The sequence below is a fragment of the Melioribacteraceae bacterium 4301-Me genome (genome assembly GCA_041538185.1).
In the GTDB taxonomy this organism is placed as follows: domain Bacteria; phylum Bacteroidota; class Ignavibacteria; order Ignavibacteriales; family Melioribacteraceae; genus Pyranulibacter; species Pyranulibacter aquaticus.
The window spans coordinates 167,772-180,924 of record JBGORM010000001.1; the positions used below are offsets into that span (position 1 = coordinate 167,772).

Below are 13,153 nucleotides of genomic sequence, written 5' to 3' on the forward strand. Positions count from 1 at the left end.
TTCATAGGAATTGCCAAATAATTCAATTGGAAATTATCTTTGATATAGCTTTGAGAAATTCATTCGAAGACGTATAAAAGTAGCAAGGCGATTTTCTCAGATTAGAACATTTTGTATATTTAAGCGGATTAGTTACTTAAATGGAACTTATATAATCATTATTTTATGAATGTTTATTCTTTACCATCAATATTAGCGTTTACAATAAATTTCAGTATTGCTTTTATAATTCTTCTGGATAACCCGAAGTCAAAAGTAAACCGCTGGTTCGCTGCTTTTGTGTTTGCTTTTGTTTTATGGAATCTTGCAGAAATATTAATACTTACAACATCAGATTTTACCGAGGCATTATTTGGAGCGCAAATATTATACAGGGTAATTTTTTTAGTTCCGGCTTTTTTTGTTGCTATTGCATATAACTTTCCAATTCAAACCGCAAAGATTGCAAGTAAAGTTATTTTCTATGTATTTTTATTTATTATCCCAATAATCCTGTTAATTTCGTCTTTCCCTCATTTTAAAATTGAAATTACTCAACTATCAAATGAGCCGGAGGGCTACTTTTATAAACTGCGCTTGACCTCCGAGCCATTATTTGTTCTTCAGCTAATTATTACTGCAGCTTATATTATATGGGGGACTGTTGTATTAATATCAAAAATTCCAAAGCTTCGAACAGTAAGGCAACGAAACCAAACTATATTTTTATTGACCGGTTTCCTTGTCATTATTTTATATTTTGTTTTAATAAATATCTTTCGTTTATATCTTGCCACCGAATTCTCTGCTTACTTTTTAAATACAATATTCGTTTTGGCAATTAATATTCTCTTTCTTTCGATTTTAATTCATTATAAATCATTTAGCACTCAAAGGATTCTAAGAAGCGGAATTATATATTCGATTGTTTATTCAATTATTTTATCCGTTTATTTTATGGTTGTTGAGAGGATAAGTTATACTCTAAAAAGTTATTTCGGAATAAACTCATTCTTCACATCGGCATTGATAATCTTAATTCTGGTTTCACTTATAAAACCGCTGGAAACTAAGCTTCAAAATCTACTTGATAAATTATTTTTAAGAGACTTAAGCAAATACCGCCGCAATTTTTCAAAGTTCAACCTTGAACTGCAAAATTATCTTGCCCCGACTGAGTTAATGCCGGAAGTAAGGGAATTCATAAAAAGAAATTTTTTGATTGAAGATGTAATATGCTACTTGAGAGATGATGCCGGCAATTATAGATGCACAGAAAATCAACCCGAAATGATTCCGCCCGAACTTATAAAAAAAAATTCTAATTTTTTCCTTTTGGCAAAAAGAGCGGTTGAGGTATATGAGCTTGACGCCGGTAAGGTAGATTCATCTTTTTTAAAATTATTAAAGGAAAGAAAAATTGAAGTAATCCTTCCTATGGTTTTTAATGATGAGCTTTTAGCTGTGATTTTTCTTACTAAAAAAAGATATGAAAAGAAATTTATAGAAGACGAATTGGAGCGGCTGACAATACTTGCTAATGAGGTAATTATTGCTTTTCAAAGAAACAAAATATTTGAAGAACTGCAGAAGCAAAAAGAAGAACAGTTCAAATTAGAGAAACTTGCCGCTATCGGACAAATGACCGCCGGCATCGCGCATGAGATAAAAAACCCGTTAAACACAATTTCAATTTCAGCACAAAATATTAAAAAAGGTAATTTGAGTGCTGAAGAAAATTCGGAATTGCTTGATTATATTGTTAATGAAGTTGATCGTCTCGATAAATTATTAAAAGATTTATTAAAACTTTCCAAAACTTTAGAAATAAAATTTGAGACTGTTGAACTTAGCAGCTTGTTTGCTAAAACTATGAATGCTATAGAGGCGAAATACATTGATAAGGTAAAAATTAATTGTGATTACCACAAAAGAACCGTAACTAATACTGGAGATAAGAATATTTATCAAATAAAAATTAACTGTGACTGCCAAAAAAGAATTATGTTAAGAACTGACCCTGATCTATTATACCAGGTTCTATTAAATTTAGGATTGAACAGTATTGATGCAATTTTTGAACGCTGCAAAAAAGATGATACATTTAACTGTTCAAATAATGGAATGATAAGCTTTTTTACAGAAGATAGGAATAATGAAATCTTAATCAAGGTACAGGACAACGGCATAGGCATACCCGAAAATAAAATAAATGAAATATTTAATCCCTTCTTCACAACAAAAGAAGACGGAACCGGGCTAGGACTTTCAATTGTTCATAATATTATTACAAGTATGGGCGGAAGAATTACCGTTAATTCTAAGCCGGGTTTAACTCAATTTAATATTTTTCTCCCAATTAATTAAAAGAACAATATGGATAATCAAAAACCAACGATATTAATTGTAGATGACGAAGATAAAGAAAGACGAGTGATAAGTTTAGGGCTAAAATCCAATTATAATGTTTTACTTGCGCAGAACGGAAAACAAGCTGTGGAACTTATAAATAACAATCGCGTCCATCTAATACTTACCGATTTTAATATGCCCGAAATGGACGGGCTAGAACTTTTGCGCTGGGCAAAGGAAAATTATAAGACTATACCCGTTATAATTATGACCGCATTCGGCAGTATTGAAAATGCAGTTGATGCGATGAAAATGGGCGCGCACGATTACATTACAAAACCAATAAAAATCGATGAACTTAAAGCTGTAATTGAAAAATCACTTCAGTTCGGAAAATTACTTGAAGAAAATTTATCGCTTAAGGAAAAAATAAAGAAATACGAAGGATTCAATGAAATAATTACAATCAATCCGCAGATGAAATCGTTGATTGAGCTGATTGGACAAGTAGCTCAAACGCCGGCAACAATTTTGATCGAAGGCGAATCCGGTACCGGTAAAATGCTATTTGCACGGGCGGTCCATTATTTAAGCAGCCGTGCCGATAATCAATTTATAGAAATTAATTGCGGAGCAATACCGCACGACCTGCTAGAAAGTGAACTTTTTGGGCATGAACGCGGTGCCTTTACAGGCGCGGTGAATATGAAAAAAGGAAAATTCGAATTGGCAAACGGCGGAACTTTATTTTTAGATGAGATTGGCGAGCTGCCGCTTGACTTGCAGGTGAAGCTTCTTCATGTTTTGGAAAATCAAAAATTTACTCGCGTTGGCGGAACTCAATTTATAACCACCAATGTAAGAATTGTTGCGGCGACAAATAAAAACTTAAAAAGCGAAGTTGAAAAAGGGAATTTTAGAAAAGATTTATTTTACCGACTTCGAGTTGTTTATTTAAGAATTCCTCCTCTACGAGAAAGAAAGGAAGACATTCCTCTTCTCATTGACCATTTCCTGAAAAAGTATTCTAATCTGAGCAGATCTGAAAATTTAGTCGTAGTGGAAAAGGCAAGAAAAATTTTGCAAAAGTACGATTGGCCTGGCAATATCCGCGAGCTTGAGAACGTAATGCAGCAATCAATAATTTTTTCTGCAGATGGAAGAATTGCCCCTGAGAATTTACCGGAAGAAGTATTAGCCGCTTACAAAGATGAATCAAATTCTGAAGAAGAATATATTCCTTTAACAAAAGATGAACTTCAGCAAGAAAAGAAAAAAAGAACAGAAAGTATTATAGACGAGCTTGAGTATAAATTTTTGATTAAACTTTTAAACTCTACTCAAGGCAATGTTACACGCGCATCAGAAATAAGCGGCTACGACCGGCGTCAAATACAAAACCTTTTAAGCAAGCACAATATTGATGCGGAGAAGTTTAGGAAGTAATTTTATTTATTATGAGTTGTCAATTTTAGATTGCCGACCAATCCGTAATGAATAATCTTCATTAATATTTACAATCTAATATCTGAATCGTCGTTTTCAATACGAGAAATATAAGTTTTGGTAGTACAGTAATATTGCGCTAATTGTTTTCAACCAATTCATCTCAGATGCGTAAAGCAATTTCGCACATAGACATGGTTATTCTTTTCCCAAACTCTAACTAATAATTTTATAATGAGTTAGCTTATTATAAAATTCCCGGCATTACAATTGTTGTATGCCCGGTTTTAAGAATATGGTTAAGAGATATGATACAGAAAAAAATTATAGGAATACTTGGAGTTTGGGTGATTGTTTCCACGATATTATTACGCTCTACAGAGGCAAATACATTAAATATAATTGTTATTGGAGTTATTTCGGCAATTTCGGGTATGACTCTGACTCTTAAAAAATCCTTCGAAAGCTGGGTAGGCGCTATTTTAGGTTTATGGTTAATCATTTCGGCTTTTATTCCTTCGCTCGAAAGGGTTCCCTGTAAATATTGCAACGCTTTTGCTATAGGAATAACTTTTGTCGTAATAGGATTTATCAAATTCAGAAAAAAAGAAGACCCATTTGAGCCGTATGATAATTATCATAACAAGATTCATATAAATTAGATTTTAATTGGCTAAAATCAGTTGTTAACAAATATCAAATTATCATAGGAGAACTATAATGAAGAAATTATTTACAATTATTTTAGTTTTTGGACTCATAGCAACATCACTGTTCGCTCAATCCATTTTTGATAAAGACGCATCCACATTTCATAAAAAAGCAGTAATGGTATGCGGAACAATGAAAGCTGCAAATCCCACCGAACAACAAGTTAATAATGTTATTGCCGCCGCTGATGCGGAGTTGAAAGCTTTAACAGAAAAATATAAAAACAATCCGCCGGCAGAATATAAAAACGATCCACTCTGGTCAAGTTATTTTGATGATTTTGCGGATAATCTTACGCTTGTAAAAACTTTAGCTGCTCAAAAGGATTATAAAATTGCTGCAAAATACTGTAATACATTTTGCCAAATTTTTGGAAGAATGCACAGAAACAATGGAACTGTTGATTTAACTGACGTTTTATTTTCACTTAATATGCAGATGAAACTTACAACCGATATGGCTAATGCAGGCAACATAGCATCGGCAAAAGAAAATATTGGAATGATAAAAAAATTGTTAGAGCAATCTTCTAACAAAATTAAAAACGCAAAAAACTTAGAACCATTATTTACGCCAATAAATAAAATGGCTAATGAATGGGTGAGTGCAATTGAAAAAGGCAATGCAAAATCAGCGAATGAACTTTATAAAAAATTCTCTGTTGATTTTCCAAAGCTATTTATCGCTTCGATGTGAAATAAAAAAATAATAAACCTAAAGAGGCAACAATGCTTAAAAAATTATCTCTTATTCTATTCTTTCCTATCCTGTTATTTGCTCAGGAAGTCCAGAATATAGGCACACTGTTCGATTCATTAAAAACTCATCCGGTATCAAAAGCTGATGAGATTAATGTTGAACTTTCAAAAACTGGAAAGAGTATGGCAATCAGTCATCTTTTTCCAAATATAGATCTTTTTGGAAGATATGATTATTCCTCAGAAGCAATTGGAATGCTGCCAGTTCCACCAAATGAATTGTTCAGCTTAATTAAAAACCCCGCGCTTACACAACCTTTTAGCACTAATATTTACAGAATCGGTGCTTCTATTTCAATGCCGGTTTTCGTTAAATCAATCTATAGTATGATTTCAAAAGCATCTATGATGAATAAATCTGCAGAGAGTAAAAAATATATTAATCTGCTTAAAAATGAAGCTATGATTGTAAGCTTAAATGCTAATCTAAATTATATGGACGCTTTAACGCAAGCGCTCGAACAAAAGAAAACATCATTATTAAAAACAAAAGAGTTTGTTATCATAAAAGTTAATAATGGAAGAGCGCCGGAATCTGCTTTGTTGAAAATCAATAGCGGTATAAACGAAATTGATGTAATGAAGAATGATCTTGAATTACAAAGGCAGGAAGTTATCGCTGCTATAAAAAATTTAACCGGAGTATCATTGAAAAAAGGGATTGAAATGACACAAATTGGTAATTATCAGGATGGAGAAATTAAAGCATTGGAGCCGTTGAAAGAAAAGTTAGAAGCAGATCAACTAAGTCATAGAGCAGAAATTGAAAAACTATATCCAATGCTGGCGCTGCAGGGAAATTATAACAGAAGCTTTGCCAAAGCCTATAATAACGATAAAGATGTTGCAAATAATTACTACACAGTTGGATTGGTATTAAAGATTCCTTTGCTATCAATGGATCAATATTCACAGATAAGTCAAAAATCTGTTGAAGTTAAAGCAAGCGAAAATGAGTTAAACAGGATGAATCTTGAACTTAGCTCTGAAGCTGAAAAATTACAGACAAGTCTTCCGCTAATTGAAAATTCAATTCAACTTTACACCAATAGTATAAAGGATAAAGAAGAATTGCTTGAAATTGCAAAAGTAAGTTATCGTGCAGATCAAATGACGATGGAAGATTACCTAAAATATGAAGATGATCTTGTACTTGAAAAATCAAAATTATTTAAAGCACAGGCACAAAAGTGGCAAACGCTTGTTAAGCTTGCCGTTATTTATGGAAACAGCATTGAGGAGATAGTAAAATGACAAAATTATCAAATAAATTTTCACAGTTATCAAAAAGCTCAAAAATATGGATCATCGTTTCAGTCCTTATTGTTTTGGGTGCGATATTTATTTTAATAAAAGCTAAAAAAGCAGAAGAGAATTTGCCGACTGCAAAAACATATTCAATAACCGTATCAACATTGAAATTAGAAAAAGGAAAAGTCAGTCTAACTCTTCCCTATCTTGCTCAAACTCAAAATGATATGGATGTTAATCTTGCATCAAAAATTGCTGCAAGAGTTGATTATGTAAAAAACAGCGGTGTATTTGTTAAGAAAGGTGAAATAATTGCAAAGCTGGATGCAACAAGCATAGAAGCAAATCAAAAAAGTATTGAATCACAATTAGCGGCTGCTAAAACAGCACTTAAAAATCTGGAAGCAACTCACAAAAGAACTTTGGAACTTCTTGCTGTAAAGGGAGCTTCTATTGAGCAATCAGAAATGGAAGAAAGTAAGATTGCAGAACTCGAAGCAAAAGTGGAATCATTAACACAAAATCTTAATGATGTTACCAATACTCTTACTTATGCAATTATCAAAGCGCCGGTTGATGGAATGATTTCCAAAAACACAGTTAATGTTGGCGATATGATAATGCCAGGTCAACCGGTTGCTACTATTAGTGCCAGCAGCGATTATTATTTGATGCTTTATGTTCCATCTAATCTTAAAGTATATAATGTCTTCGTACAAAATAAAAGCTATCCCGCTATTCCATTAAATACAACAATGAACGGATTAACAGCTTACAGAGTAAATGTAGAACCAGGCGGAATGATGACAGGCGAACGAGTTGAAGTTAATGTTGAAGTCTTTAATGGAGAAGGAATCAAAATACCATTCGATGCAATCTTGAATCGAAATAACAAAAGTTATGTTTTTGTAAAAGAAAATGAAAAGGCAACTCCGGTTGAAATTAATATTATTCAAGATGGCGAAGATGGAGCAGTGATTAGCAATAATGAACTTGTTGGTAAAGAAATTGTTGTTGCCAAACAGGATATTCTGTTAACTCTCCTTAGCGGCGCATCAATTAAGACAGAGGAGAAATAGTTATGTTTGAATATTTTTATAAACGTCCGCATCTGCTATATTCATTAATAGCAGGATTTTTTATCATCGGATTGATCGCTTTGATTACTTTGCCAAAGAATCTTTTTCCGGATTCAACGCCGCCGCAAGTAATTGTTCTAACAAAAGTTCCCGGCGCAACTGCTCAGGTTGTTGCCAATACAGTTTCAAAACCTATTGAACAGGAAATTTCCCGCCTCGGTTTAGTAACGGATGTTAGTTCTATAAACGTTGCTAATTTTTCAATAGTCAAAGCAGAATTTAGTTATGAAAAAGGATTAAATGCCGCTGCAGTTGATGTTGCTAATGCGCTTTCAATAGCAAAAGGTGTTCTTCCGCAGGATGCAAACCCGGCAATTTATACCGCCGGTGATTTCGTTCTTCCGGTTGATGTTATTTCGCTATCTCCTAAATCTGATAATATGAGTTTAGGTGATATTAGAAAAATTGCTGATAGTTATTTAAAGCCATATCTGCTAAGTAATCCGGATATTGGAAACGTTGAAGTATTTGGCGGTTATGAAAGTTCAATTAATATTGAAGTTGATCCATTCAAAGCCAAAAAGTACGATATAGATTTTGATAAAATTGCAAAAGCTTTGCAGACGCTAAACCGCGATATGCCAATTGGTTTTGTGAAAGGCGAAAATAGTTTTTACACAATTACCTTTTACGGTGAAAAAGATGAAATTGAACGGTTAAAACAAATTACTGTTAAGCCAAATGTAAGATTAAGCGATGTTGCAAATGTAAGCTGGAGTTATGCAAAACGAACGAGCGGTTATATTGGAAACGGTAAACCGGCAATCGCATTAGCTATTCAACGCGCACCGGGCGGCAGTGTTCTGGATGTTAGCAAAGCCGCAAGAAAAGAAATGGAAATTCTTAAGGCAAAATATCCTAACATAAATTTTGAAATATCAGATACACAACGCGACTTAATTGAACTCTCAAACGAAAATATGCTTACCGCTCTTCGTGATGCTATTTTCTATACCTTGCTGGTTATTCTTTTCTTCCTTGGGAATTATAGAGCAATAATTGCCGCAGCTATTACAATTCCAATGGTGTTCTTTTCAACAATGGCTGTAATCTGGCTTACAGGCGGGAGCCTAAATATCGTAATCTATACAGCTATAATTCTTGCGCTTGGTATGTTGACTGATAATGCTGTTGTTGTTCTGGAAAATATTGAGCGTCATCTTAATGAGTTAAAGGAAGATTTACAAAAAGCAATAACCCTCGGCACAAAAGAAGTTATCGGTCCAATCTGGTCTGGTACGATAGCAACGATTGCAATTGTATTTCCGTTAATGTTTGTGGGCGGATTTCCACAAAAAATATTTCAGCCATTAATCTTCACATTAATTATTGCGTTGTTAATTTCATTCTTCCTTTCGATAACATTCATACCGAAATTATTAGAAGCTTTGTATAAGAAAGGATCAGCTAAAACAAAAGTTGAGCTTTGGTTTGATAAAATATATAATAAAACCATTGGTAGTTTAGTTGAGCCGTATGTAAGCGTAATTAAATTTTCAAATGGCAAAAACAGAGTTTGGAGACGTATTGCCCTTACTTTAGGAGTAGTAATTATTCTTGCTTTAAGTATGAAAACTATTATGCCTACGATAGGAAGAGATGCAATGCCTCCAATGGATACAGGCATTATTAAAGCTCAGGTAATGTTCAGTTCAAACTCAACAGTTAACAGCGCTGAATCTAAGTTAGAACCATTTTTGCAGTGGCTTCACAAGCAACCTTGGGTAACAACAAGCTCTGTTGCTTTTGGAACTGAAGCCGGCGTGTTAAGTCTTGGAAGCGGAAATCTTCCGGCAGAAGCCACTATTACTATTTATTGTGTAAATCGTTTTGATAGAAAAATGAATATGTGGCAGATTGAAGATATTATCCGCGATAAAATCTCTCATCTCGAAGGTATAAAGAAAAATGATGTATATGATTTTGGAGCAACTGCACTTTCTACAATCAAGGCAACTCTTGATGTTAGATTAAAATCACCAATGGTTGATGGACTTGCCGAAAAATCTCACAAGGTTAAAGAAGCGTTGAAAGACATAAAAGGATTAACATCAATATCCACAAGCTGGGATAAGGACTTTACCGAAATCGTTCTTGACATTGATGAAAATAAAGCGCTCAGTTACGGTATAACTCCTTTTGAAATTGCAATGCAAATTCCGGTTAGAGGTCAGGTTGTTGGATTAAATGCAGATTATCAATCTCTTAATACACAATTAGTGCGATTGTATCTTAAAGGTAAATTTGGTGAGAATGAACAAACTTTAAGATTGCTTCCTATTCATACTCCTATGGGTGAAATTCCACTTGAACATCTTGCAACAATATCAAAGAGTTTGACCTTTGCAAAAATTGAACGCGATAAAATGCTTTACAGCATTGACATAAATGGATATCGTGCTAATCGTCCCGTAAGCCATTTAACTGACGATGCTGAAGCTGCTTTGTTAAATGTTAAGAATGATGATGATGTAATAATGACTCAGGAAGGAGATATTGCACAAATAGAAGATAGCTTTTCACGGATGACAAAAGCTATAGGCTTGGGAATTATTTTACTACTGATGGTTTTGATTTCGATATATCGCTCTGTAAAAATGGCGTTTATTATGATTGCCGTATTGCCGCTTGCAATGATTGGCGCAGCGTGGGGAATGCTGTTGTTTCATAAACCGAGTTGCCTACCAAGTATGCTTGGAATTCTGCTGCTATTTGGAATAATAATTAAAAATGCTGTATTGCTAATTGACTTCTATCAAAAATACAAAGAAAGTGGCGAATCGCCATTTGAAAGTGCAATTGAAAGTGTTAGAGTTCGTTTCCGTCCGGTTATGATGACGGCTTTCGGAACAATTGCAGGAATGGTTCCAATTGCACTTGAACAAGCGGTTGGATTGGAAAGACTAAGTCCATTGGCAGATGTTGCTATTGGCGGATTATTAATCGGTACATTACTAACATTAATTTACGTTCCGATGTTCGCATATATAGTTGATACAAAGAAAGATAAACCGGTTAGTGAATAATATTGGGAATGATGATGCCGTCTCAAAAGTAAATTTGGGACGGCTTTTTATTGTGTACAAATGAATGAATTTATAATGCCGATATTATGGAGTAAATCAATAAATTTAAATTCATTGCAACCAGCCCGATTTAAACTACTACTTTTTTGAACCTACTTAGTAAAATCGTTTTGGGTTTTTATTCTGCCATATTTTTGGTACTGGCAATAAACTCGACCCTAATAATATCCGATAAAAGCCCGTCTTAATTAGAGCAGAAATGTCATTTCTCAAGAAATTGTGAGGTCTTGCTAATTCGCATTATAATTTTGGTAAGGTCTATTTAATTTGGGCAATCACACTTCACATCGACTTCCTCAAATTCAGTTATGTAACAGTAATTTATTATATTATAAATAGTTACATAGATATGCAATTTGTGGCATGTATGTTGTTTATTATAATTAAACAAAGATTATAGTTAATTAAATTTTTAGATGGGAAGAGAAAATGTTTTTCAACGAGAGAATAGATTCCATAATTCACTATAGAAACAGATTGGATAAAACGATGAATTTCCTCTTCCCATCACGATTAATATTTTTATATAAACTTATTATTTTAAACTCAGGCGGTCAGCAGCATCAACTAAGCTCCTCTAAAAACAGCGTCCCTAAACTGTCCATATCTTCAATAATGACCGCCTGAACATAATTACCTAATTTATAATAACTAATTTAAGGAGGGAGCAGATGAATTTTTTAGAAAAACAATTAAGAAAGACAGCTCCGGCTGTAATCAATGCTTAGGCAATGAAACCCTGAGAAAAGAAGCAGCGAAATACGCACGTAAATATCTGTACAAAGTAACTGTAGTAGAGGAACCGGATTATACAGAAAAAATAAGGTATGAAAGGTATAAAATCCTGTCCAATTTAATAGGTACGTTGGAAAAAGCATTGACCAACAAAAACATTTCAGCATCTGTAAGAAGAAAAATCCTTGACGTATTTGTAGGCCGAGTTTTCTTAAAATCTGATGAAACCGAGCAGTCTGTCCAGCAGTTTAGAGAAGAATTTGGTCAAAATCCGCCCGGATTCATAACCATTAGTCCAACTAAAAAATGTAATCTTCGATGTATAGGTTGTTATGCGGCAAGCGGTGGGGAATTCAATGAAAAATTAGATTACACAATAGTTGACAGAATAGTTAAAGAGAAAACTAAACTTTGGAATTCAAACTTCACCGTTATTTCCGGCGGAGAACCTTTGCTTTGGAAATCGGATGGAAAAGATTTGCTCGATTTGTGCGCTGAAAATCCTGATAACTATTTTATGATGTACACGAATGGTACTCTTATAGATAAAAAGATGGCTAAAAGAATGGCTGAAGTTGGGAATTTAACCCCTGCTATTTCAGTCGAAGGATTTGAAGAAGAAACAGATGAAAGACGTGGCAAAGGTGTATTTAAGAAAGTCCTCGAAGCAATGGCTAATTTACGGGAAGTTGGGGTGCCATTTGGAATTTCTGTTACTGCTACAAGGCACAATGTAGAAAAAATTGTTTCCGATGAGTTTGTTGACTTCTTCTATAACAAGCAAGGCGCGATTTACGGCTGGATATTTCAGTATATGCCAATCGGCCGGGCTCACACTCTAGATTTAATGGTTACCCCGGAACAACGTAAATGGATGTTTGAACAAGAAAGGCACATCATTCACGATAAGGAAGTTTTCCTTCCAGATTTTTGGAATGGGGGCATTTATTCAAGCGGTTGTCTCGCTGGCGGAAGAGCTGGTGGTTATATTTATGTAGAATGGAATGGTAATATTACACCTTGCGTCTTTTACCCTTATTCAAAGCATAATATCAAAGACATTTACGCTAGAGGAGGTACTATTAATGATGCATTAAAATCTGATTTAATGGCTGGAATTAGAAAGTGGCAGAGAGATTATGCTTACGACAGAAGAGGAAAAGATGTACATAACCTAATTGCACCTTGCGGTATTCGGGATCATTATGAGTTTACACATAAGCATCTTGAAACAACCAAACCAATGCCTATAGATGAAAGTGCAGCTGATGCAGTTAAGGACCCTGAATATTATAAAGGACTTACTGCTTACAACAAAAAATTTTTGGAACTAACAGACGATATTTGGCAGAAAGAATATATTGCAGAAGATAATAACAACGGCAAGGATAAGCATGGCTTGAATGTGAACAACCAGCTTCCTGCTGAAGAAAAAGTTGGAGAAACATTAATTGAAAAAGACTTCTGAAAAATTCAATGAGTCATTCCCGTGCAAACGGGAATCCATTGTTTTCAAAGTAGATTCCCACATGGGAATGAAAGCCGCTGATAATTCTATTTTTCAGATGTCTCTGGAAGATAATAATGTGTTAATTCATGATATATTACTTCACTGTGGAACTCTGTGTAATTGGAAATTAAGTTACACAGAGTCGAGTGTGAAAGTACTGTAGCTGTTAAGATTAAATAATTGTCT

General features: G+C 34.1%; 8 protein-coding genes. All 8 read left to right on the forward strand.

Translation table 11 applies throughout. The annotated features are described in order from the left end of the window. Window positions 1-165 precede the first annotated feature (165 nt). The 8 genes from ABRY23_00900 (at window position 166) to ABRY23_00935 (ending at window position 12,925) form a co-directional block, all read left to right on the forward strand. Window positions 166-2,346 carry an ATP-binding protein gene (locus ABRY23_00900; GenBank protein MFA3781603.1) on the forward strand — a complete coding sequence of 727 codons (2,181 nt, stop codon included), beginning with the start codon at window positions 166-168 and terminating at the stop codon, window positions 2,344-2,346. Between the two features lie 9 nt (window positions 2,347-2,355). After that, the gene (locus ABRY23_00905; GenBank protein ID MFA3781604.1) at window positions 2,356-3,777 is read left to right on the forward strand and encodes a sigma-54-dependent transcriptional regulator; all 1,422 of its coding nucleotides are present in this window, start codon (window positions 2,356-2,358) and stop codon (window positions 3,775-3,777) included. A gap of 308 nt (window positions 3,778-4,085) precedes the next feature. Beyond that, on the forward strand, window positions 4,086-4,439 hold the full coding sequence (locus ABRY23_00910) for a hypothetical protein (GenBank protein MFA3781605.1): 354 nt from the start codon (window positions 4,086-4,088) through the stop codon (window positions 4,437-4,439). A 58-nt stretch (window positions 4,440-4,497) separates the two neighbouring features. Further along, window positions 4,498-5,184: a hypothetical protein gene (locus ABRY23_00915; GenBank protein ID MFA3781606.1), complete on the forward strand. Its 687-nt coding sequence runs from the start codon at window positions 4,498-4,500 to the stop codon at window positions 5,182-5,184. A gap of 32 nt (window positions 5,185-5,216) precedes the next feature. Next, window positions 5,217-6,500 carry a TolC family protein gene (locus ABRY23_00920; GenBank protein MFA3781607.1) on the forward strand — a complete coding sequence of 428 codons (1,284 nt, stop codon included), beginning with the start codon at window positions 5,217-5,219 and terminating at the stop codon, window positions 6,498-6,500. Beyond that, a complete protein-coding gene (locus ABRY23_00925; GenBank protein MFA3781608.1) occupies window positions 6,497-7,576 on the forward strand; it encodes an efflux RND transporter periplasmic adaptor subunit in 1,080 nt (359 codons plus the stop codon). Before ABRY23_00920 ends, ABRY23_00925 begins: the two co-directional genes overlap by 4 nt. 2 nt (window positions 7,577-7,578) lie before the next feature. Further along, entirely contained in the window at window positions 7,579-10,662 is a 3,084-nt protein-coding gene (locus tag ABRY23_00930; protein ID MFA3781609.1) for an efflux RND transporter permease subunit, read from the forward strand. A 937-nt stretch (window positions 10,663-11,599) separates the two neighbouring features. Continuing rightward, on the forward strand, window positions 11,600-12,925 hold the full coding sequence (locus ABRY23_00935; GenBank protein MFA3781610.1) for a radical SAM/SPASM domain-containing protein: 1,326 nt from the start codon (window positions 11,600-11,602) through the stop codon (window positions 12,923-12,925). The last annotated feature ends 228 nt before the right edge of the window (window positions 12,926-13,153 follow it).

Excerpts from the sequence above, each read along its gene's own strand:
- ABRY23_00900 (MFA3781603.1), top strand. The coding sequence starts at position 166 with ATGAATGTTTATTCTTTACCATCAATATTAGCGTTTACAATAAATTTC.
- ABRY23_00905 (MFA3781604.1), top strand. The coding sequence starts at position 2,356 with ATGGATAATCAAAAACCAACGATATTAATTGTAGATGACGAAGATAAA.
- ABRY23_00910 (MFA3781605.1), top strand. The coding sequence starts at position 4,086 with ATGATACAGAAAAAAATTATAGGAATACTTGGAGTTTGGGTGATTGTT.
- ABRY23_00915 (MFA3781606.1), top strand. The coding sequence starts at position 4,498 with ATGAAGAAATTATTTACAATTATTTTAGTTTTTGGACTCATAGCAACA.
- ABRY23_00920 (MFA3781607.1), top strand. The coding sequence starts at position 5,217 with ATGCTTAAAAAATTATCTCTTATTCTATTCTTTCCTATCCTGTTATTT.
- ABRY23_00925 (MFA3781608.1), top strand. The coding sequence starts at position 6,497 with ATGACAAAATTATCAAATAAATTTTCACAGTTATCAAAAAGCTCAAAA.
- ABRY23_00930 (MFA3781609.1), top strand. The coding sequence starts at position 7,579 with ATGTTTGAATATTTTTATAAACGTCCGCATCTGCTATATTCATTAATA.